The 20979-nt window shown below is 73.4% G+C and carries 24 protein-coding genes and 2 pseudogenes; 11 read left to right on the forward strand and 15 right to left on the reverse strand.

Annotated elements, in window-relative coordinates; genetic code table 11:
- Positions 1-168 precede the first annotated feature (168 nt).
- Positions 169-327, reverse strand: a complete 159-nt coding sequence (locus PSD17_RS19065) for a hypothetical protein (protein WP_339123923.1) — start codon at positions 325-327, stop codon at positions 169-171.
- A 246-nt stretch (positions 328-573) separates the two neighbouring features.
- On the opposite strand from PSD17_RS19065, the pseudogene PSD17_RS35390 reads away from it, so the two are divergent.
- Positions 574-777: pseudogene (locus PSD17_RS35390) on the forward strand (DnaB-like helicase C-terminal domain-containing protein); the annotation flags it as partial.
- 288 nt (positions 778-1065) lie between these two features.
- Here PSD17_RS35390 and PSD17_RS19075 read toward each other — a convergent pair.
- Entirely contained in the window at positions 1066-1311 is a 246-nt protein-coding gene (locus tag PSD17_RS19075) for a hypothetical protein (protein ID WP_013676673.1), read from the reverse strand.
- Positions 1312-1375: 64 nt separating this feature from the next.
- Here PSD17_RS19075 and PSD17_RS19080 point away from each other — a divergent pair, with 64 nt between their 5' ends.
- Together PSD17_RS19080 and PSD17_RS19085 are read left to right on the forward strand one after the other, a co-directional pair.
- Positions 1376-1960, forward strand: coding sequence for a TetR/AcrR family transcriptional regulator (locus PSD17_RS19080; protein WP_013676674.1), 585 nt, complete (start codon positions 1376-1378; stop codon positions 1958-1960).
- A gap of 292 nt (positions 1961-2252) precedes the next feature.
- Positions 2253-2549 (forward strand): annotated as a pseudogene (locus tag PSD17_RS19085) (MmyB family transcriptional regulator); the annotation flags it as partial.
- 71 nt (positions 2550-2620) lie between these two features.
- Here PSD17_RS19085 and yidC read toward each other — a convergent pair.
- From yidC to PSD17_RS19115, 6 genes are all read right to left on the reverse strand, one after another.
- Positions 2621-3796, reverse strand: coding sequence for a membrane protein insertase YidC (gene yidC / locus PSD17_RS19090; protein ID WP_339123927.1), 1176 nt, complete (start codon positions 3794-3796; stop codon positions 2621-2623).
- A gap of 117 nt (positions 3797-3913) precedes the next feature.
- The gene (locus PSD17_RS19095; RefSeq protein ID WP_013676676.1) at positions 3914-4204 is read right to left on the reverse strand and encodes a DUF6412 domain-containing protein; all 291 of its coding nucleotides are present in this window, start codon (positions 4202-4204) and stop codon (positions 3914-3916) included.
- A gap of 44 nt (positions 4205-4248) precedes the next feature.
- Entirely contained in the window at positions 4249-4887 is a 639-nt protein-coding gene (locus PSD17_RS19100; protein ID WP_013676677.1) for a response regulator, read from the reverse strand.
- Positions 4884-6167, reverse strand: a complete 1284-nt coding sequence (locus PSD17_RS19105) for a sensor histidine kinase (protein ID WP_013676678.1) — start codon at positions 6165-6167, stop codon at positions 4884-4886. Before PSD17_RS19105 ends, PSD17_RS19100 begins: the two co-directional genes overlap by 4 nt.
- A gap of 8 nt (positions 6168-6175) precedes the next feature.
- Positions 6176-6967, reverse strand: a complete 792-nt coding sequence (locus PSD17_RS19110) for an ABC transporter permease (protein ID WP_339123929.1) — start codon at positions 6965-6967, stop codon at positions 6176-6178.
- Positions 6964-7869 carry an ABC transporter ATP-binding protein gene (locus tag PSD17_RS19115; RefSeq protein ID WP_013676680.1) on the reverse strand — a complete coding sequence of 302 codons (906 nt, stop codon included), beginning with the start codon at positions 7867-7869 and terminating at the stop codon, positions 6964-6966. The genes PSD17_RS19110 and PSD17_RS19115 overlap by 4 nt, the downstream gene beginning before the upstream one ends.
- Positions 7870-8058: 189 nt before the next feature.
- On the opposite strand from PSD17_RS19115, the gene PSD17_RS19120 reads away from it, so the two are divergent.
- Positions 8059-8907, forward strand: a complete 849-nt coding sequence (locus tag PSD17_RS19120; RefSeq protein WP_339123932.1) for a DNA-formamidopyrimidine glycosylase family protein — start codon at positions 8059-8061, stop codon at positions 8905-8907.
- 63 nt (positions 8908-8970) lie between these two features.
- Here the strand turns inward: PSD17_RS19120 and PSD17_RS19125 are convergent, their stop codons facing one another.
- The 4 genes from PSD17_RS19125 to rimO form a co-directional block, all read right to left on the reverse strand.
- Positions 8971-9789 carry a PspA/IM30 family protein gene (locus tag PSD17_RS19125; RefSeq protein ID WP_013676682.1) on the reverse strand — a complete coding sequence of 273 codons (819 nt, stop codon included), beginning with the start codon at positions 9787-9789 and terminating at the stop codon, positions 8971-8973.
- A gap of 310 nt (positions 9790-10099) precedes the next feature.
- Positions 10100-10471 (reverse strand): helix-turn-helix domain-containing protein, encoded by a 372-nt coding sequence (locus PSD17_RS19130; protein WP_339123935.1) that lies wholly within the window; start codon positions 10469-10471, stop codon positions 10100-10102.
- 195 nt (positions 10472-10666) lie between these two features.
- On the reverse strand, positions 10667-11284 hold the full coding sequence (gene pgsA / locus PSD17_RS19135; RefSeq protein ID WP_013676684.1) for a CDP-diacylglycerol--glycerol-3-phosphate 3-phosphatidyltransferase: 618 nt from the start codon (positions 11282-11284) through the stop codon (positions 10667-10669).
- 13 nt (positions 11285-11297) lie between these two features.
- Entirely contained in the window at positions 11298-12785 is a 1488-nt protein-coding gene (gene rimO / locus PSD17_RS19140) for a 30S ribosomal protein S12 methylthiotransferase RimO (RefSeq protein ID WP_339123938.1), read from the reverse strand.
- 44 nt (positions 12786-12829) lie between these two features.
- Between rimO and PSD17_RS19145 the strand changes: the two genes are divergently transcribed.
- The 3 genes from PSD17_RS19145 to PSD17_RS19155 all read left to right on the forward strand — a co-directional run bounded on the left by PSD17_RS19145 (position 12830) and on the right by PSD17_RS19155 (position 14781).
- On the forward strand, positions 12830-13327 hold the full coding sequence (locus PSD17_RS19145) for an amino-acid N-acetyltransferase (protein WP_013676686.1): 498 nt from the start codon (positions 12830-12832) through the stop codon (positions 13325-13327).
- Positions 13328-13400: 73 nt separating this feature from the next.
- Positions 13401-14222, forward strand: a complete 822-nt coding sequence (locus PSD17_RS19150; RefSeq protein ID WP_103381911.1) for a helix-turn-helix domain-containing protein — start codon at positions 13401-13403, stop codon at positions 14220-14222.
- A 55-nt stretch (positions 14223-14277) separates the two neighbouring features.
- Positions 14278-14781, forward strand: coding sequence for a tRNA (cytidine(34)-2'-O)-methyltransferase (locus tag PSD17_RS19155; RefSeq protein ID WP_013676688.1), 504 nt, complete (start codon positions 14278-14280; stop codon positions 14779-14781).
- Here PSD17_RS19155 and PSD17_RS19160 read toward each other — a convergent pair.
- The 3 genes from PSD17_RS19160 to PSD17_RS19170 all read right to left on the reverse strand — a co-directional run bounded on the left by PSD17_RS19160 (position 14769) and on the right by PSD17_RS19170 (position 19085).
- On the reverse strand, positions 14769-15581 hold the full coding sequence (locus PSD17_RS19160) for a YceI family protein (protein WP_339123941.1): 813 nt from the start codon (positions 15579-15581) through the stop codon (positions 14769-14771). The genes PSD17_RS19155 and PSD17_RS19160 overlap by 13 nt on opposite strands.
- A 257-nt stretch (positions 15582-15838) precedes the next feature.
- A complete protein-coding gene (locus PSD17_RS19165) occupies positions 15839-18373 on the reverse strand; it encodes a DNA translocase FtsK (RefSeq protein WP_049803487.1) in 2535 nt (844 codons plus the stop codon).
- Between the two features lie 115 nt (positions 18374-18488).
- Entirely contained in the window at positions 18489-19085 is a 597-nt protein-coding gene (locus PSD17_RS19170) for a DUF2249 domain-containing protein (protein ID WP_013676691.1), read from the reverse strand.
- Between the two features lie 40 nt (positions 19086-19125).
- Here PSD17_RS19170 and fdxA point away from each other — a divergent pair, with 40 nt between their 5' ends.
- The 4 genes from fdxA to PSD17_RS19190 are packed head-to-tail and all read left to right on the forward strand — an operon-like array spanning position 19126 to position 20970.
- Positions 19126-19470, forward strand: coding sequence for a ferredoxin (gene fdxA, locus PSD17_RS19175; protein WP_013676692.1), 345 nt, complete (start codon positions 19126-19128; stop codon positions 19468-19470).
- Positions 19467-20147, forward strand: coding sequence for a helix-turn-helix transcriptional regulator (locus PSD17_RS19180; RefSeq protein ID WP_013676693.1), 681 nt, complete (start codon positions 19467-19469; stop codon positions 20145-20147). The genes fdxA and PSD17_RS19180 overlap by 4 nt, the downstream gene beginning before the upstream one ends.
- Complete coding sequence (locus PSD17_RS19185) at positions 20147-20572, forward strand: hypothetical protein (protein WP_013676694.1); 426 nt, start codon at positions 20147-20149, stop codon at positions 20570-20572. Before PSD17_RS19180 ends, PSD17_RS19185 begins: the two co-directional genes overlap by 1 nt.
- Positions 20572-20970: a cupin gene (locus PSD17_RS19190; protein WP_013676695.1), complete on the forward strand. Its 399-nt coding sequence runs from the start codon at positions 20572-20574 to the stop codon at positions 20968-20970. The genes PSD17_RS19185 and PSD17_RS19190 overlap by 1 nt, the downstream gene beginning before the upstream one ends.
- Positions 20971-20979 lie beyond the last annotated feature (9 nt).

The following is a 20979-nucleotide window of genomic DNA, read 5'->3' on the forward strand; positions in this document are numbered from 1 at the left end:
CAGCCCATCACCCGATCCTTGATCGCCTACGACCACTGACCGGGTTCGGACTTACTCGTCTAGCCGGTCGGGTACGCCGAACCGTCGGTGCGTTCCCAGACGCCGGCGGCCGACATGACGATCAGGGCCCTGCCTATGCTCATGAGGTTCCTCCTCCAGTTGTCCGGATCAGGCCGCGAGGTGGTCGGTGGTGGCCGCGGTCCGCGCGGTGACGTCGAGGTTCGCGCCGTCCCCACGCCGCAGCAGCTGGGCGGCCAGCTCCAGACCCAGGCCGCGCGACGTACCGGTCACGAACCAGGTCGACGGCCGCTCGGACGGAGGACGCACGATGATCCTCGATTCGGTGTTCAGGGGGGCGCGGTGGCGGGTGGTGCCTCGTTTCTCGCGCACTGTCGAGTTGCCGCGCTCGACCGCGCCCCGGGCCGTCATCTCGCGCCCTCCGTGACCTCGGACGCGGCCACCTCGATGAGCAAGTCCGAAATCGTGATGCGGCTGTTGTCGGCCGAGTCGCGGATCCGGCCGGCCGACATGCGCGCGGACCGGATGAGCGACGAGGACCCGGATGGCGCGGCGCTGTCGGACCTGCGTGAGTCGGCCTCGATCGAGCAGGACGCGGACATGGTGATCCTGCTGCACCGGCCCGATGCGTTCGAGCGCGACGATCCGCGTGCGGGCGAGGCCGACCTGATCCTGGCCAGGCACCGCAACGCCCCGACCAGCACGATCACCGTCGTGCACCAGCTGCACTACAGCCGCTTCACCGACCTCGCCCGGGAGTCTCCCGCCGAGTGGAGCATCACTGCGTCCGCCACCTGGTCGCCGGACCGCGCAACACCGCCTTGATGAAAAAGCGCTGCCCCAGGCCATCGGATCAGGGGGGCGACGGCCGAGAGCACCTCGCGGTGGTCCACCACCATCGGTCAGCCGGGTCTCGGGCGTGCCTCCTGCCGCGACGTCATCGGCGGGACTGCCTCGCGATCGCCACGCAGGCGAGGACGACCACCACCACCAACGCGGCGACGATGCCCACCTTGGCGAGGAGATCGAGCAGGAGGTCCGCCACGGTCACAGGCGATCCCCGAGCCGGCGCGCCACCTTCTGATCAAAGCCACTCCCCCACGATCCACCGCGGCGGCGCGCGTACCCGGCGGCTGCCCGGGAGGCGACGGGGCCCAGGCGGCGGCGAGTCTCCTCCCAGCGTCCGCGCCGCTTCAGCCTGGTGATCAACGCGAACCCGACGATCACGAGCACGGCAACGATCACGGCCAGCACCGCGAACCTGACCAGCAAGAACGTCAACACGGTCTCCATCGCTCCTCCTTATTTAGCACGGCCTTGCTACAACAACGTAGCACGCGCATGCTAGAAAGGCGAGATGCCGAAGGTGGTGGACGCGGAGCAGCGGCGCCGCGAGGTGTTCGACGCCGTGTTCACGGTGGTCGTGGAGCACGGGGTGCACGGGGCGTCCCTGCGGCGGGTCGCGGAGACGGCCGGGCTGGCCATCGGCTCGGTGCGGCACTACTTCGACTCGGCAGAGCAGATGCTCACGGAGGCGGCCGCGGAGGTGATCGCCCGCGTCACCACGCGCCTCGAGGCACACCGGGCCGAGCTCGACGCGGAGACCGACCGGGGTGTCGTCGCGGAGCGGATGATCGCCGAACTGCTGCCGTGGGACGCGGTGAGCACCCGGGAGACGACGGTCTGGCTGGAGTTCGCCCTGGCCGCCCGCACCGCTCCCGCCTACCGAGCGACCGCCGAACTGTTGCACGCGGGCGTTCGCGAGCTGGCCCGACGGATCGTCGAGAACCGGGTTCCCCCGGAGCGGACTGCCGTCGAGGCGGAGCGGCTCGCCTGCTTGATCGACGGGCTGGGGTTCGCGGGGACGCTGCATCCCGGCTCCCTGCCGCCGGGGCTGGCCCGGGACGTGGTGCGCCGCCATCTCGACTCGCTCGGCGCCTGAGCCCTGGCATCGTCTCGGCCAGCGCCGCGTCGTGCAGTGTCCGCGAGGCACGGCGCTTCTTGCGGGCGTAATAGCCGCTCGGGGCGACCTCGATCGCCACCGCGCTTGGCCTGACCACCGGGCTGCCCGTCGCATTTGTGCGTAAGGCCGCCAAGCCCTACGGGACGCGCCGCCGCGCCGAGGGGGTCGAGGTCCAGGGTCGCCGGGTCCTCGTCGTGAAGGACGTTGGCACTTCCGGCGGTCGGGTCGCGATCTTGACTGCGGCCCTTCGGGAGTGTGGGGCCGTGTCGGGGTGGCCGCGGCGCTGTTCACCGACTTCGACCGGCTGCCACCTGCGCACCGGAACTACGCGCGCTGGATGTTCATGGACGAGGACGCCCGATCGCTCTTCGTGGACCGGCAGGACCAGGCCCGGGCCGCGGTGGAGAGCCTCCGGTTCGAGGTGGGCCGTGACCCGGACGCCCGGGCGACCGTCGAGCTCGTCGCGCAGCTGCGCGCGGACAGCCGCGAGTTCGACCAGTGGTGGGAGCAGCACCGTGTCCACCAGCGCACGCACGGCTCGAAACGCCTCCGCCATCCGCTGGTCGGCGACCTGACCGCCCGGCGGGGCACCGAGAGCCCGCCGCACCTCGGCACCCGCCGCACCGGTCGGCGACGCCGTCAGCGACGCCCGCCCTTGCGGGCCCCGGACTTCTTGCGGCCCGCGGCGGCCTTGCCCGACGTCCCTGCGGGCCGCCGTGCGCTCGCGGAGCCGCCCCGGCGCGCCGCCGCCCGCGCCGCGCCGCCCCCACCGGAGGCCGCACGTCCGACAGCCGCCGCAGCGGACCCCGACACACCCGGCCCCGGCGCAGCAGGCCCCGACCCGCCGACGGCCGCCGTCTCCGCGGGCGACCCCGACCCCGCGACCGGCTTCGCCCCCGGCTTGCGGGTCACGGCCGGCGGCCGCACGCCCGGCTTCGGCGCGGTCACGGCCGCGACCGCGGCCTTCTGTTCGGCCTGCGCCGCCTCCTCGCGGTCCATCGCCTTGTGCACCAGGTGCTGCTGGACCATCGTCCAGCCGTTGTTCGTCAGCCAGTACAGCAGAATCGCGATCGGAAACGTGAAGAACAGCCCACCGAGGATGACGCCGAGCGGGAAGATCCACGGGGTCAGCTTCATGAACCCGGCCATCTGCGCGGCCTGGGTGCCGGGCTCCGGCGGGGCGGTCTGCGCGGCCAGCTGCTGGCGCTGGGAGTTGCGGGCGGTGATGTGCGTGGCGACCGCAGCGAGCAGCATCAACGGCACCGCGACGACGACGACCTCCCACCGCTCCACGTGCGAGCCGAACGAGTCGAGCAGCGACTGCGGCATCGACACCCACGACGACAGCGGCGCCCCGAACAGCCGGGCCTCGAGGAACGAGCGCACCTCGTCGGGCCCGAAGACGTAGTTGCCGATCGCGGCGTTCTGCTCGAACGTCAGGCCCGGACGGTTGAAGTAGCGCAGCACGTGCAGCAACGCGAGGAAGACGGGCATCTGGATCAGCAGCGGCAGGCAGCCGCCCAGCGTCGAGACGCCGTGCTCCTTCTGGAGCTTCTGCGTCTCCGCCAGCATCTTCTGCTTGTCGTTCGCGTGGCGCTTGCGGATCTCCGCGAGCTGCGGGGCGAGGGCGCGCATCCGGCGCCCGGACCGCACCTGCGACAGGAACGGTTTGATCATGACGGCGCGCAGCGTCAGCACCAGGAAGACGACCGACAGCGCCCAGGCGAACCCGCTCGACGGGCCCAGCACGAGCGCGAACGCCTGGTGCCAGAACCACATGACGGCGGAGACGGGGTAGTAGAGGAAGTTCAGCACGGCGCCACCCCGGTCGGGGCGGGCACAGGGCACGACGAGGACATGCGGGACTCCAGGAAGGACCGGTGACGGGGACACGAACGACCCCGGCGGCGCGTCCCCGGAACGCGGGACGACTCAGACCGCCGGGAGCAGCCCCGACGGCGCCCGTGCGCGGGTGTGCCCCGCGGCGTCCGGGTCCTCCTGGCGCGGCGCGGCGGCACGCGCTCTGGCCTGCCGCAACGCCTTGACGACGAGCGCGTGCAGCGGCGCCGCGGCCACCCGCAGGACGGCCGACGCGTGCCGGGCCATCCCCCACGCGAGCAGTGCCGCGCCGAGGACCCCGATGACGACGCCCGGCTCACCGGCGAGCAGCGCGTAGCCGACCACGAGCAGGACCAGTGCCTGCACCGTCGGCGCGCTGCGCATCGTCACCCCCTCGTCCCGTTAGACGGTACCGGACGACACGACCGTCACGTCGTCAGCAACCCGCGGCGGTACGCGGCGGACACCGCGCTGGCCCGGTCGCGCACCTCGAGCTTCGCGTAGATGTGCAGCAGGTGCGTCTTGATCGTCGCCTCGCTGATGAACAGCCGCCGGGCCGCCTCGCGGTTCGTCGCACCGGCGGCGACGAGCTGCAGCACCTCCAGCTCGCGGCTCGACAGGGCCTCCTCGGTCGGCGTGCGGACCTGCCCCATCAGCCGGCCCGCGACGGCGGGCGAGAGCACGGCCTCGCCCCGGTACGCGGCCCGGACGGCGCGCAGCAGCTCGTCGCGCGGGGTGTCCTTGAGCAGGTAGCCGGTGGCGCCGGCCTCGATGGCGGGCAGCACGTCGCGGTCGGTGTCGAACGTCGTCAGTACGAGGACACGCGGCGCCGACCCGCTGCGTCGCAGCTCCCTGATCGCCTCCACGCCGCCCATCACCGGCATCCGCAGGTCCATGAGCACGACGTCGACGGGATCGTCGGCGGCCGCGAGCCGGGCAAGCGCCTCGGCCCCGTCGCCCGCCTCGCCGACGACGACCAGGTCCGGCGCGCCCGACAGCACGCCGCGCAGCCCGTCGCGGACCACGGGGTGGTCGTCGACGATCAGGACCCGGATGGTCGAACTCACAGGGGCACCTCTCCGCAGGTTCGGGTCTCGGCCGGGATCGCCGGCACGCTCGCACTCAGCGCGGTCCCCTCGCCGGGCGCGCTCTCCACCGTCAGCGTGCCCGAGACGCGGTGCACGCGCTGTTCCATCGCCGTGAGCCCGAACCCGCCCGCACCGCGGTCGGGCAGGTCGAACCCGCGACCGTCGTCGCGCACGTCGAGCACGACCACGTCGTCCATGTAGGACAGGGTGATCCCGACGGTCGTCGCCTCGGCGTGCTTCGCGACGTTGGCCAGCGCCTCCTGCGCCACCCGGAACAGCGCGACCTCGACGTCGGGCAGCAACGGCCGCGTCGCGCCGGTGGTCTCGCGTCGCACCCGGACGCCCGTCGTCTCCGACCAGCGGTCGACGAGATCGGCCAGCGCCTCGGGCAGCTGCGCGCGTTCGAGGGGTTCGGGGCGCAGCGCGTCGACCGACCGCCGGGCCTCGGTGAGGCTCTCGCGCGCGAGACCGCGAGCGATCCGCAGCCGGTCGCGCACGTCGGCCTCGCTCGAGGCGGCGTCGGCGGCCTCCAGCTGGGTGACGATGCCCGTCAGGCCCTGCGCGATGGTGTCGTGGATCTCGCGCGCCATCCGGGTGCGCTCGTCCTGCACACCCGCCTGCCTGGCCTGGGCGACGAGCTGGGCGTGCAGCTGGACGTTCTCCGCCAGCGCGGTCTCCAGCTGCGCGTTGGTCTCCTCCAGCTCCGCGATCATCCGCTTCCGGCGCTCCGTCTGCTGCGCGCTGATCGCCGCGAACCAGTTGAACCCGCCCGCGACGACGGCGTTGCCGACCAGCAGCGCGGCCAGCGCCCACCACCATCCGGTGCTCCACGGCAGCGCGAGCCGGCCGCCCATCTGCGAGAACGCCGCGCACCCGCCCACGAAGGCGACCGCGACGTAGCGCCAACGTCCGTGCAGGTAGCAGAACGCGTGGCCGTACCCGCCGATCGCCATGAACGCGTAGAACGGCGAGAGCCAGGTCAACGCGGCCATCAGGACGAGCAGGCCGGCCATGTAGACCCCGCCGACCACCGGGACGCGGGCCCGGATCGGCTCGCGCACCGACAGGAACCAGATCCAGCCGAGCGCGACGGCGGTGAGGGCCGCCATCCACGCCCACGTCGTGGCGGTCTCGCCCGACACCGCGAACGCCGTCAGCACCGTGCCGAGGAGGAGACCGGCGAGCGCGGCGAACCGGTCGATCGCCTTGTCCATCCGCTGCTCGACAACGTCGAGCCGGTCCAGCTCCCGCGTCGCCATGGTTCCCCCTACTCCCAGCGGAACAACCTAGTCGCGAGGAGACCGGTCAGCACCGTCCAGGCCAGCAGCACACCGAGGTGCAGCAACTGCGGCCACGACCCGGCGGCGGCCGCCTGCAGGGCACCGGCCCCCGCACCCAACGGCGTGTAGTCGCTGATCGTGCGCAGCACCTCGGGCATGACGTCGCGGGGCAGCCAGAGCCCACCGAAGAACATCAGCGGGAAGAACAGCACGGTGCCGATCGCGTTGCCCGTCCGCCCGCTCGGGGCGACCGCCGCGACGAGCAGCCCCAGCCCGTAGACCGCCCCGCCGAGCAGCACCAGCGTGACGAGGTAGGCCGCCAGGTCCTGCGGGAGCGGCACGCCGAACGCCAGCCGGGCGACGAGCAGCACCAGGATCGTCGACACCAGCGTCACGCCGAGCATCGTCGCGGTGATCGCGAGCAGCAACGTCTGCGGCCGGACCGGCGTCGTGCGCATCCGGCGCAGCAACCCCTGCTCCCGGTAGGTCGCGACGACGGCGGGCAGCGCCTGCACGGCCGACACCGCGAGCACCATCGCGACCATGATCGGCACGTAGAGGTCGATCAGCCGCGGGCCGCCCGGGGTGACCGGCTCCTTGAACGACGGGATCAGCCCGAGCACGACGAGCAGGACCGTCGGGAACAGCAGCGTCGCGACGGCGCCGGCCCGGTCGCGCAGGAACAGTCGCAGCTCGGAGCGGGTCAGCGCGCCGAGCCCGGCGAACCCGGACGTCCTCGGACGGCCCGTCCCGGCGGGTGCCGCGGTGGTCGTGGTCATCGGATCCCCTCCCCCGTGAGGGCGACGAACGCGTCGTCGAGTCGTGGCTGGGTGACGCGCAGCTCCGCGGCGACGATGCGCCGCTGCGCGAGTGCGGTGGTGACGGTCGCGAGGACGTCGCCGGTCCCGGTGATCTCGACGCGCCCGTCGCGCTGGACGACGGAGGTGACCTCGGGCAGCCCGCGCAGCAGCGCCTCGTCGACCGGCTCCGACGGCCTGAACCGGATGACCTGCGGCGCCCGGGTGCGCTCGACCAGCCCCGACGGCGTGTCGATCGCGACGACCTTCCCGGCGTCGATGAGCGCGATCCGGTCGCAGAGCCGCTCGGCCTCCTCCATGAAGTGGGTGACGAGCACGACCGTGACCCCGTCGTCGCGCACCTGCTCGACCAGCTCCCAGGTGTTGCGGCGCGACTGCGGGTCCAGCCCCGTCGTCAGCTCGTCGAGGACGGCGACGCGGGGCCTGCCGAGCAGCGCGAGCACAATCGCGAGGCGCTGCTGCTGACCTCCGGAGAGCTTGCCGAACCGGGTGTCGCGCCTGCGGGTGAGGCCGAGCCGGTCGACGAGCGCGTCACCGTCGGCAGGATCGTCGTAGAACGACGAGTAGAGCGAGACGGCCTCGGCGACCGTCATGCGCTCGGGGAGCTTGCTGTCCTGCAGCTGCACCCCGAGCACCCGCCGCAGCTCGGTCACGTCGCGCTGCGGGTCGAGCCCGAGCACGCGGATCGTCCCGCCGTCGGGCACCCGCAGGCCCTCGATGCACTCGACCGTCGTCGTCTTGCCCGCCCCGTTCGGGCCGAGCACCCCGAAGATCTCCCCCTCCTGCACCTCGAAGGACACGTCGGCCACGGCGAGATGCTCCCCGTAGCGCTTCTGCAAGCCGTTGACCTCGATGACCGCCATGCACCAAGACTGGTGCGACGGGCGGCGCCGCGGATCGGACGCGAGGCTGCACCCCGGGCACCGCGGGGTGGACCGCCGGTCAACCGATCGGCTGATCACCGCAGCCGGCGCCCGCGCGGCCCGGGCTTCCGGCGCCGGGCCCCGGCCGGAGGCCGCGCGCCGCGCCTCCTGGCGGGATACCGTCGCAGCGTGCCCGAGGGCGACACGGTCCATCTCGCCGGCAAGCGGCTGCACGCGGCCCTCGCCGGCAACCGGCTGCTGCGCGGCGAGGTGCGCCATCCACGCTGGGCCGAGCACGATCTCGCGGGGCTCGTCGTCACCGGCGTGGCGAGCGTCGGCAAGCACCTCTTCACGCGCTTCGACGACGGCCGCAGCCTGCACAGCCACTTCCGGATGGACGGTTCCTGGCACCTCTATCGTCCCGGCATGCGCTGGCGCCGCCCGGAGCACGAGGCGCGCGCGGTGCTGGCCACCGACGAGCGGGTCGCCGTCGGCTTCGCGCTGCACGACCTCGAACTGCTGCCCACGGCCGCGGAGGACCGGCTCGTCGGCCACCTGGGCCCCGACCTCCTCGACCCCGCGTGGGACGACGGCAAGGCAGCGGAAGCGTTGCGCCGCTTCGTCTCACGCGCCGACCACGAGGTCGGCCTGGTGCTGCTGGAGCAGCGGGTGATGGCCGGGGTCGGCAATCTCTACAAGAGCGAGGTCTGTTTCCTGCTGGGCGTCTCCCCGTGGACGCCGGTCCGCGACCTCCCCGACCCGATGGCGGCGATCACGTTGTCGCGCAAGCTGTTGCTGGCGAACGCCGACCGTCCCGAACAGTCGACGACGGGGTCGCTGCGGGCCGGTGAGGCGCACTGGGTGTTCGAGCGCGGCGGCCGGGAGTGCCTGCGCTGCAGGACCCGCATCCGCACCGCCGACCAGGGCGACGGGGTGTACGCGCGCCCGGCGTACTGGTGCCCGCGCTGCCAGCCGGGCCCCGCACCCGTGGCCACCCACCGGCCGGCGCACCGGCGCACCGGCCCCGGTCGGTACTGACCGGGCCCGTGAAGACGACGACGCCCGCCCCGGGGACCGGGACGGGCGTCGAGGGCAGGACCGTCAGTTCGTGCCGGGCTGGGGCTGCGCCGCCGGGTTGGCCTGCGGCTGGGCGGGCGCCGGGGCGGTCTGCCCCGAGGTCACCTCGCCGGCGACGGGGGTGCCGTGCAGCGACGCGCGGATCTGCTCGAGGCGGCTGGCCCCGGCCATGTCCACCGTGGACTGCTGGACCTCGAGCATGCGGCCCTGCACCGAGTTCTGGGCGAGCTCCGCGGAGCCGATCGCGTTGGCGTAGCGCCGCTCGATCTTCTCGCGGACCTCCTCCAGCGACGGGGTGTTCCCCGGCGCGGAGAGCTCGGTCATCTGCCGCAGCGAGGCCGCGGCCTGCTCCTGCATCTTGGCCTGCTCGAGCTGGCTCAGCAGCTTGGTGCGCTCGGCGATCTTCTGCTGCAGCATCATCGAGTTGCGCTCGACGGCCTGCTTGGCCTGCTGCGCGGCACCGATCGACTGGTCGTGCAGGACCTTGAGGTCCTCGACCGACTGCTCGGCCGTGACGAGCTGGGTGGCGAAGGCCTGCGCCGACTGCTCGTACTGGGTGGCCTTCTGCTCGTCGCCGCTCGCCCGGGCCTGGTCGGCGAGCACCAGGGCCTGCCGGGCCGAGGCCTGGAGCTTCTCGATCTCGCCGAGCTGCCGGTTGAGCTTCATCTCGAGCTGGCGCTGGTTGCCGATGACGGCCGCAGCCTGCTGCGAGAGAGCCTGGTGCTGACGCTGGGCGTCCTCGATGGCCTGCTGGATCTGCACCTTGGGGTCGGCGTACTCGTCGACCTTCGACGAGAACAGCGCCATCAGGTACTTCCAGGCCTTCGTGAAACCGTTGGCCATCTGCTCCGCCTTACCTCCGAGTGCGACACCGATCAGTCACCGCGCAAAGCCGGAACCAGCCCCCCGGTGCGCGCTGCGGCCCCCATCGTGGCACCGCGCACGACCGATTTTCCAGCGCGGCGCGACGATATCGGGGATCGTCCGGAGGTCGCCGTCGGGGCGACCCGGGGCCCAGGCTACCGAATCCGGGGGATTCCCGGAGGCCGGGCTCGAGGGCTCGACCAGCACCGACGGGAGGGCGCCACGCGGCACCCGGACGGCCGGGCGGCAGTGGGCTGCGGCAGTCGCGAAGCGGTCGGGGCGGCGGCGGTCAGGCGGCGGCGCTGACGCTCGCCACGGGCGACGCGGGGGTGGCCGCGGGCTGCGGGCCGGCCGCGCCCGTCGCGGTGCCGGCGATGCGCAGGTCGGCGTGGCGCTGGCCGATCGGCACGATCATCTGCGGCCGCATCGACTCGGCCATCTCCTCCGCCGCCGCGGTGAGCAGGTCGGGCAGGGCGATGTCGAGGGCCTCGCAGATCGAGGCCAGCAGCTCGCTGGAGGCCTCCTTGACGCCGCGCTCGACCTCGGAGAGGTAGCCGAGGCTCACCCGGGCCTGCCGGGACACCTCGCGCAGGGTCCGACGACGGTCCGTCCGGGCACGCCGGAGGCTGCCGCCGATCGCCTCACGCAGCAGCACAGCCATGCGACCCTCCTCGTCCACCCGTGCCACGGCCCGCCGGGCAACCCTGGCGGATCCGTGCCCGGACCGCGGACGGCCCGGTGGCCTCACCGTACCGACTGCGGACGTTCCGCGTCGCCTGCCGAGCCGGACGGACGTGTCCGCCGAGGGCGAACACCCCCGGCCGGGCGACGTCGTCCGGCCGCCCCGCCGACGTGGTCACGGCACGTCGTGGACCGCGGTACGGGCGGCGCGTCGCAGCCGGACGGCACGCACCACGTAGTCGGCGCCGGTGACGACGGTGAGCGCCAGCGCGAGCCCGAGTACGGCCCAGCGCACGACGTCGACGGTGACCGACGGGCCCAGGAGCTCCACGAGTGGCAGCAGGTAGAGCCCGATCGCGAGGCTCTGCACGAAGGTCTTGGCCTTGCCGCCGGGACTGGCCGCGATCACCCCGTGCCGGATCACCCAGAACCGCAGCAGCGTGATGCCGAGCTCGCGGCCGATGATGACGATCGTCACCCACCACGGCATCAGCCCGAGCAGCGACAGGCCGATCCACGCCGCGCCGGTGAGGGCCTTGTCGGCGATCGGGTCGGCCACGGCGCCGAAGTCGGTGACCAGTCCCCGGCTGCGGGCCAGTTGCCCGTCGAAGCGGTCGGTGATGGCGGCGACCGCGAACACCCCCGACGCGACCAGCCGCCACGCCACGGAGTGCCCGTCGTCGACGAAGAGCACGACGAGGAAGACCGGCACCAGCAGCAGCCGGACGACGGTGAGGACGTTGGCGATGTTGAGCAACGGCGGCGAGGACGCGCTCGCGGGTGAACCGGTCATCGCCGGCCTCGGGTCATGCCGACCCCGCCGCGACGAGCCCGGCGCGCCCGCCGGGGAGGACCTCGCGCGGGGACACCATCAGGTCGGCGCCCTCGGTGTCGACGACGACGCAGCGCACCAGCTCACCGGCCGTCAGCCCGGACCCGCGTTCGACGACGCACTCGCCGTCGACCTCCGGGGCCTGGTGGGCGGCGCGCCCGGTGCACTCGAAGTCGTCGTCCTCGGCCTGCTCGACGAGCACGACGACCTCCGACCCGACCCGGTCCTCGGCCCGCTGCGCGACCAGCTCGTCGACCAGCGAGGAGATCCGCGACACCCGGGCCTGCACCTCGTCGGGGTCGATCTTGCCGTCGTAGCCCGCGGCCTCGGTGCCGTCCTCGTCGGAGTAGCCGAAGACGCCTACGGCGTCGAGCCGGGCGCCGGTGAGGAACGCCTCGAGCTCGGCGAGGTCGTCCTCGGTCTCGCCCGGGAAACCGACGATGACGTTGCTGCGGATGCCCGCCTCCGGAGCCAGGGCGCGGATGCGCTCGCACAGCTCGAGGAAGTCGGTGCGGCCGCCGAAGCGCCGCATGCGGCGCAGGACGGCAGCGGACCCGTGCTGGAAGGAGAGGTCGAAGTACGGCGCGATGCCGGGCGTCGTCGCGATGACCGAGACGAGGTCGGGCCGCATCTCGGCGGGCTGCAGGTAGGAGGCGCGGACCCGCTCGATGCCCGGGACGGCGGCGAGCCGCGGGAGCAGGTCGACCAGCGCACGGGTGCCACCGGGCAGGTCCTTGCCGTACGACGTCGAGTTCTCGCTGACCAGCACGAGCTCGCGGACGCCCTGCTCGGCGAGCCAGGCCGCCTCGGCGAGCACGTCGGCGGGCGGGCGGGAGACGAACGCGCCGCGGAACGACGGGATCGCGCAGAACGCGCACCGCCGGTCGCACCCCGAGGCGAGCTTGAGGTTGGCGACGGGCCCGTCGGACAGCCGCACGCGGGACAGGTCGGGCACCCACTCGTGGCCGGGGACCGAGACGTCGGCGGCGGCCGTGGGCCGGGCGACGGGCGTGAGCGGCAGCAGCGTCCGCCGGTCGACCGGGACGTGCGGCGCGGGCGCGTGACCGCCGAGCACCTCACCGAGGCGCTCGGCCAGCTCCGGGTAGGCGTCGAAGCCGAGGACCGCGTCGGCCTCCGGGAGGCTCTCGGCGAGCTCGGCGCCGTACCGCTCGGCGAGGCAGCCGACGGCCACGACCTTGGCCCCGGTGGCCTGCGCGACGTCGGACGCGGACAGCAGCGTGTCGATCGAGTCCTTCTTGGCCTGCTCGACGAACCCGCACGTGTTGACGACGATGACGTCGGGCGCCGGACCGCCGCTGGACGGGTCGGCCTCCACGAGCTCCCAGCCGCTGCTCGCGAGCCGGCCCGCGAGCTCCTCCGAGTCGACCTCGTTGCGGGCACACCCCAGGGTGAGCAGGGCAGCACGCCGCGGGGCGGACTCGGGCGGCGGGGGCTTCGGCACGTGCCACAGGGTATCCCGGGGCCTCTGATCTATTCTGACCCGTCGTGGCAGACGTGCTCGTGCGGCGGGCCCGGACCGCCGACGTGACGACGATCAAGTCCCTCGTGGACGGTTACGCGGGACGCGTCCTGCTGGCCAAGGAGATCGTCACCCTCTACGAGTCCGTGCAGGAGTTCCTCGTCGCGGAGCTGGACGGGACGGTCGTCGGCTGCGGGGCGCTGCACGTCCTGTGGGAGGACCTCGGCGAGATCCGCACCGTCGCGGTCGACCCGTCGACGCTCGGCCGGGGTGTCGGGCACGCGATCGTGTCATCGCTGATCGACAACGCCCGCGAGCTCGGCCTGAAGCGGCTGTTCGTGCTGACGTTCGAGAAGCACTTCTTCGGCAGGCACGGTTTCGCCGAGATCGACGGCACCCCGGTCTCGACCGACGTCTTCGCGGCGATGCTGCGCTCCTACGACGCCGGTGTCGCCGAGTTCCTCGACCTCGCGCACGTCAAGCCCAACACCCTGGGCAACGTGCGGATGCTGCTCAACCTGTGAGCACGCGGCCGCCTCGCCAGGGGCGTCGGACGGATCACTCGCCGCGGTGTCAGGCACCCCCTAGCCTGGACGGATGACGGGTGACGAGCTCGTGTGGCGACGGCCGCCCGCGCCGCTGCGGCCGTTCGTCGACCTCTGCTCCGGCTACCGGATGGCCGCGACCCCGCCCGGCACCCATCAGGGCGTCCCCGGCGCGCACCTGACGTTCCTGCTCTGCCTCGACGGTGACGTCGAGGTCCTGCAGACGCCCGGTGCCGGCCGCGGGCCCGGCCGCTTCGACGCGATGGTCGCGGGCCTGCACGACCGGCCGGCCGTCATGGCACAGGGGCCCGCCCAGACCGGCATCCAGCTGCGGCTGACCTGGCGCGGGGCCCGCATGCTGCTCGGCGTCCCGGCCGCGGCGCTCGCCGGTGACGTCGTCGACCTGCGTGACGTGCTCGGCCGCGGCGCCGTCGAGCTGCGGGAACGGCTGGCGACGGCACCGTCGTGGGCGCACCGGTTCGCGGTGCTCGATCGGGAACTGACCCGGCTGGCCGCGAGCTCGCGGGCGCCGGAGCCGGCCCCGGAGGTCGCGCGGGCCTGGGACGTGCTGGCGGCGTCGGGCGGGACGGTGCGGGTGGAGGCGCTGGCCCGTGACGTCGGCTGGAGCCGCCGGCACCTCGCGACCCGCTTCCACGACGAGCTGGGGGTGAGCCCGAAGACGGCCGCGCGGGTGATCCGCTTCGAGCGGGCGTGCGACATGCTGCGGTCCGGTGGGCGGGATCCCGGGCGCCGCCCCGCACTCGCCGACGTCGCCGCCCGCTGCGGCTACGCCGACCAGCCCCATCTGGCCCGCGACTTCCGCGAGCTCGGCGGGACCACGGCCACCCGGTGGCTGGCCGAGCGCCCGACCTGACCGTGATCAGCACCCCGGGCGGGCGCCGCGACGGCCCCGGGGCCAGGATCGGCACGTGTTCCGGATCGTGTTGCTGACCCCGGAGATTCCGCAGAACACCGGGGCGATCATCCGGCTGGCGGCCAACACCGGCGCGCAGCTGCACCTCGTCGAGCCGCTGGGGTTCTCCCTCGACGCCCGCCACGTCCGCCGCGCGGGTCTGGACTACCACGAGCTCGCCGACGTCCAGGTGCACCGCGACCTCGACGCGGCGTGGGCGGCGCTGCTGCCCGCCCGGGTGCACGCGTTCACCACGACCGGCACCGAGCATCACACCGACGTCGACTACGAGCGCGGCGACGTGCTGCTCTTCGGCCGGGAGTCGACGGGGCTCCCCGCCGAGGTGCAGGCCGCCCCGCAGGTCACCGACCGGGTCCGGCTGCCGATGATCCCGGGCTCGCGGTCGTTGAACCTCGCCAACGCCGTCTCGGTCGCGGTCTACGAAGCCTGGCGGCGCCTCGGCTTCGCGGGCGCCGCCACCCCCGTCGGCCCGCGGGCCGGCGAGGCTCAGCCCTTGTAGACACCCTGGATGTCGAGGGAGATCTCGATCGTCGAGCCGACGACCGGGACGCCCTTGGAGAGCATCTGCTGCCAGTTGAGCGTGAAGTGCTCACGGTGCAGCTCGGTGGTCGCGACGACGCCCGCGCGCAGGCCGTTCCACTCCTGCATGCCGAGGAACGTCGTGTCGAGCTGGACGTCGCTGGTCAGGCCGTGCAGCGTGAGCTCCCCGTCGACCAGCCAGTGGTTGCCGGTGCGCCGGGTGAACCGCGTGCTGTTGAACCGCAGCTGCGGGAACCGCTCGACGTCGAGGAAGTCGGCGGAACGCAGGTGGGCGTCGCGCGCCTCGACGTTGGTGTCGACGCTCGCCGCGTCGATCACGACCTCGACCGAGGACTGCTCGAGCGGGTCCTCGATGCGGATGAGGCCACGGAAGTCGTTGAACCGGCCGTAGACCTTCGACAGCGCGATGTGCCTGGCGACGAAGCGCACCGCGGAGTGGTCGGCGTCGATCTCGTAGACGCCGGGCGCGGGCGGCTCGAGGCTCGGGTCGGCGATCAGCAGGATGTCGCCGAGCTCGGCGTGCTTGCCCCACTCGACCTCGACGGAGTTGCTCACGCTCTGGAAACCGCCGGAGTCGGTCCGCACCCGGTAGTCGCCCGGCACGACAGCGGCGGCGAAGTAGCCGAACGGGTCGCTGTCTGCGTGGGCCACCCGGCGGTTGGACCGGTCGAACACCGAGACCTCGGCGCCGCCGACGGGTTTGCCGTCCGCGTCACGGACCTGGCCGCTGAGCAGCCCGCCGGTCAGCGGGATCGGCATGAGTGCACTCCGCCCGGTGGCCGCGCCGCGCCCCGGTCGCGTCCCACGACGCTTGAAACCGAACATCCGACAGCACCCTTTCGCCCTCTCGGCGGACGCCGCGCCCGCGCGATCGGGGCCCACGATTGCACGGCGCGTAGTCGAGCGCCCGTCGGTTCGTGGGATATACCACAGAATAACCACCGAGAGTGACAATCAGTAAGGAACGATCACGAAAGGGTCACGGCGATGAGTGGTCTCCTGTCATCGACGACCGTTCACTCCTCGGCGTCGTCGCCGCCCGATCCGCCCCGCATGAGCCAGATGACGTTTTCCAGCTCGTCGGGCTTGACGAGCACGTCGCGTGCCTTCGAGCCCTCGGAGGGTCCGACGACACCGCGCGTCTCCAGCAGGTCCATCAGCCGGCCCGCCTTGGCGAACCCGACCCGCAGCTTGCGCTGCAGCATCGACGTCGACCCGAACTGGGAGGTGACGATCAGCTCGGTGGCCTGCACGAGGAGCTCGAGGTCGTCGCCGATGTCGGCGTCGATCTCCTTCTTCTCGCCGGCCTTCGCCGCCGTGACGCCCTCGGTGTAGCTGGGTTCGGCCTGGTCCTTGGTGAAGCCGACGACGTCGGCGATCTCCTCGTCGGAGACGTACGCGCCCTGCATGCGGACGGGCTTGCCGGCGCCCATGGGCAGGTAGAGCCCGTCGCCCATGCCGATGAGCTTCTCCGCGCCGGGCTGGTCCAGGATGACCCGGCTGTCGGTCAGCGACGACGTCGCGAACGCCAGCCGCGAGGGCACGTTGGTCTTGATCAGGCCGGTCACGACGTCGACCGACGGGCGCTGCGTCGCCAGCACGAGGTGGATGCCGGCGGCGCGCGCCTTCTGCGTGATGCGCACGACCGCGTCCTCGACGTCGCGCGGGGCGGTCATCATGAGGTCGGCGAGCTCGTCGACGATGCAGAGGATGTAGGGGTAGGGCCGGTACTCCCGCTCGGAGCCCAGCGGCGCGGTGATCTCGCCGGAGCGCACCTTGCGGTTGAAATCGTCGACGTGGCGGACCTTGTTGGCCTGCATGTCCTGGTAGCGCTGCTCCATCTCCTCCACGAGCCAGGCGAGCGCGGAGGCGGCCTTCTTCGGCTGCGTGATGATGGGCGTGATCAGGTGCGGGATGCCCTCGTACGGGGTCAGCTCGACCATCTTCGGGTCGATGAGGATCATCCGGACCTCGTCCGGGGTCGCCCTGCTGAGCAGCGAGACGAGCATCGAGTTGACGAAGCTCGACTTGCCGGAGCCCGTGGAGCCCGCGACCAGCAGGTGCGGCATCTTCGCCAGGTTGGCGCAGAGGAAGTGGCCCTCGATGTCCTTGCCGAGCCCGATCACCATGGGGTGCTGCTCGTTGCGCGCGTTGGCCGAGCGCAGCACGTCGCCGAGCCGGACCATCTCGCGGTCGGTGTTGGGCACCTCGATGCCGACCGCCGACTTGCCCGGGATCGGCGCCAGCAGCCGCACGTTGTCCGTGGCGACGGCGTAGGCGATGTTGCGGGTGAGCTGCGTGATCTTCTCGACCTTGACCGCCGGCCCGAGCTCGATCTCGTAGCGGGTGACGGTCGGTCCGCGGGTGAAGCCGGTGACCTGGGCGTCCACATTGAACTGGTCGAGGACGCCGGTGATCGCCTCGATCATGGCGTCGTTGGCGCTGCTGCGCGTCTTCGGGACCGGTCCGCTCGGGAGCATGTCCGGTGGCGGCAGGACGTACGCGGTGTCGCCCGACGGCTCGCGGATCGCGAGCGACATCTGCTCGCCCGTCGGCGGGTTGTCCGGCTCGGAGACGGGTTCGGCCGCCCGGACCGGGCGGCGTGGGGTGCGCGTGGGCGCCGTGGGTTCCTCCGCGGCGGGCTCGGGCGTGGGCCCCGCGGTACCGGCCTCGTCACGGTAGGCGTCCGCGGCGTTCTGCCGGCGTCGCGACGGGCGGCGCAGCCGGGGGGCGGCGGCGGCGTCGGCGACCGGGTCGTCCTGCGCCGCGGCGTTCTCGGCGACCTCGTCGACACCGTCCTCGGTGTCGTCGGGCACCGGCCTGCCGAGCAGCCGCCGGACGCGGTCGGGCAGCTCGCGGACGGGCGTCCCCGTCAGGACGAGGAACCCGTAGCCCGACAACAGGACCAGCACCGGGACGGCGACGAACGGGCTCAGCCCACTGGCCAGCGGCGTGCCCGCGAGGTAGCCGACGCCACCGCCCGCCTCGGCCCACCGGCCGGGCTCGGCCGGCGAGCCGGAGAACAGGTGGACGAGCCCCAGCACGCCCAGGACCAGCAGCAACGACCCCACCGCGACGCGCGGCCTGGCCTCGGGGTGGGCCTCGGTCGTCATCAGCACGATGCCGACGATCACCAGTACGACGGGCAGCAGGACGCCCGGCGTGCCGAACACCGCGCCCACCGCCGTGGACAGGCCGCGTCCGACGGGGCCGCCCGCGCCCCACCAGATGCCCGCCGCGGCGACGACGGCGAGCACGATGAACCCGACACCCAGCCCGTCGCGCCGGTGCGCGGGGTCGATCTCGCGGGTCCGGCCCGCGGCCCTGCCCGCCGACCTCCCCAGCCTGACGACGCCGCGCCCCACCGCGTCGATGCCCTTGTCGATGAGGTCGGGTCCCTTGCGCGGCGCCGGGGGCCGGCGACCCGACGGCCGCCGTGCGGTGGACGAGCCCCGCGTGCGCGAGGTGGAGCCCGACGCGGGACGACGGCCCGACCCGGCGGCGGCTCGCGTCGTACCACGAGCACCACCGGTCGACGCGCGTCCTGCCATGCCCGACACCGTAACCGGAACCGGGCCCCGGACGAGGTACCGACGCACCCCCGGCCGGCGGGTGCGGCGCCGGTCACGGGCCGTCCCAGGGGTACCCAGGGCCCGGGGCCCCGGGTCAGGTCGTGACCTTCGGCGGCGCGGCGTCGAGCACCAGCGCCTGGCGCTTGCCGTGCACGGTCAGGTACCGCAGGCCGTCCGGGCCGGCCTGGAAGCGGCGGCGGGATCGGCGGGGCAGCCACACCAACGCACCGGCCTCCAGCGTGAGGTCGCCGCGTTCGGTGGCGAGCAGGCCGCTGCCGTCGAGGACGACGAGCAGCACGTCGAGATCGGGGCCGGTGTGGTCGCCGATCCCGGCGTCCGGCGCGAGCCGCACGACGTTGGAGTCCAGGTCGCGTCGACGCATCTCCAGCTTCCACTCGATCCCGGCGGCGTCCGGGTCCTGCGTCCCGCGGTGTAGGTCACCGACGATGCGCGGCAACGGGGTGGCGGCGAGCTTGCTGATCCGGATCCGCCACACCGGGCCGCGCTCGACGTACTCCCAGCCGTAGCCGCCGGGCAGGTCGGAGTCGAACTCGTCGCGCAGGTGCTTCGGATCGTGGTTGTTGACCAGGACGAACGACTCACCCACGGCGAGGGCGTCGTAGGTCCGGAAGATCGTCGGGTGCTTGTCGGGCTTGCGGAGGGGGCGGACGTCGAGCTCGAGCGCGGTCATGCGGCAATTTATACAAGCGAGTGTTGTGTAAACTCAAGCCGTGGCCTATGTGATCGGACTCCCCTGCGTCGACGTGCTCGACCGGGCCTGTGTGGACGAGTGCCCGGTGGACTGCATCTACGAGGGCGAACGCGCGCTCTACATCCACCCCGACGAATGCGTCGACTGCGGCGCCTGCGAGCCGGTCTGTCCGGTCGAGGCGATCTACTACGAGGACGACCTCCCGGAGTCGCTGCAGGAGTACCAGGCCGACAACGCCCGGTTCTTCGCCGAGCCGCTGCCCGGCCGCGACGCCCCGCTCGGCAGCCCGGGCGGCGCGGCGAAGCTCGGCCCGATCGGGGCCGACACCCCGCTGGTGGCCGGCCAGCCGCCGCGCGGCACGTGAGCGGCGAGCGCGGCGCCGCCCGTCGCGACGTGGTGCTCGCGGCCCTGCGGGACGCGGCCGAGCCGCTGGGCGTCGCCGAGATCGCGGCGCGGCTGCGCGTCCACCCCAACACCGTCCGGTTCCACCTCGACGCGCTCGTTGACGCCGGACGGGCCGAACGCGTGCCGGTCGCCCCGACGGGCCCGGGCCGGCCGCCGCTGCTGTTCCGGGCCCGCCCCGGCATGGACCCCACCGGCCCCCGCAACTACCGGCTGCTCGCGGCGGCGCTCGTCGAGAACCTCGCCGCCGGACCCGATCCCGCCGCCGCCGCGGCCGCCGCCGGCCGCGCCTGGGGAGCCCGGCTGGCCGACGGCCCCCCGGCCGCGTCCGGCCCCGACGGGGTGCGCTCGCTCGTCACCCTGCTCGACGAGCTCGGTTTCGCCCCGCAGTGGCCCGCCCCGGGCCGGCCCGACGACCAGCTGGCGCTGCGGCACTGCCCGTTCCTGGAGCTGGCGACCACCGACGCGCAGGTCGTCTGCCCGCTGCACCTCGGCCTCATGCAGGGGGCGCTGACCGCACTCGCCGCCCCGGTCTCCGTCGAACGCCTCGAACCGTTCGCCGGCCCCGACCTGTGCCTGGCCCACCTGTCCCGTTCCCCGTCCACCGCCGTGGGCGGCTCCCGAGAGGACGACCACTGATGCCCGCAGGACCCGCCGTCGCGGTCGCCGTGACCTTCGTCTGGCTCGGCATGGTGCTGGCGATCTCGTTCCTCGAGGCGCCGCTGAAGTTCCGTGCCCCCGACGTCACCGTCCGCATCGGCCTCGGGATCGGCCGCCTCGTGTTCCGCGCGCTCAACACGGTCGAGGTCGTGCTGGCACTGGCCCTCGTCGTGGTCGCCGCGCTCGGTGCGCCGCCGGCCACGGCCGTCGTCGCGGGCGCGGTCGCGATCGTCGCGCTGCTCGCACAGCTCGGCGTCGTCCGGCCGCGCCTGACGCGCCGGTCGGACGCCGTGCTCGCCGGCGGTGAGGCGCCGCGGTCGCGCGGGCACCTCGGCTACGTCGCGCTGGAGATCGTCAAGGTCGCCGCCCTGGTGGTCACCGGCGTCGCACTGTTCACCACCTGATGCGTCCCGACCAGCACCCGGAGGACACCGTGCACACCCCCGAGCCCCGCACCGCCGACACCCCCGGACCCGTCGCCCTCGGCGCGCTGGCCGACACCCACCTCGACGCGGCCCGGGCGGCGTCGAGCGGGCGCAGCGCCCACACCGTCGTCGGCGGGCACGGGGCCACGCTGCGCCAGTCGCTGCTCGCCCTCGCCGCAGGCCAGGGCCTCGCCGAGCACGACAGCCCCGGCGAGGCGACCCTGCACGTGCTGCGCGGCCGGGTCGAGCTCCGCAGCCCTGCCGGCGCCGTCGGCGCCGCGGCGGGCGACCTGCTCGTCGTCCCGGCCGAGCGGCACGACCTGCTGGCCGTCGAGGACTCGGTGGTGCTGCTGACCGTCGCCGTCCGCGGCACCTGAGCCGCCGCA

Origin of the sequence: Pseudonocardia sp. D17, assembly GCF_036984265.1 — a bacterium.
In the GTDB taxonomy this organism is placed as follows: domain Bacteria; phylum Actinomycetota; class Actinomycetes; order Mycobacteriales; family Pseudonocardiaceae; genus Pseudonocardia; species Pseudonocardia benzenivorans.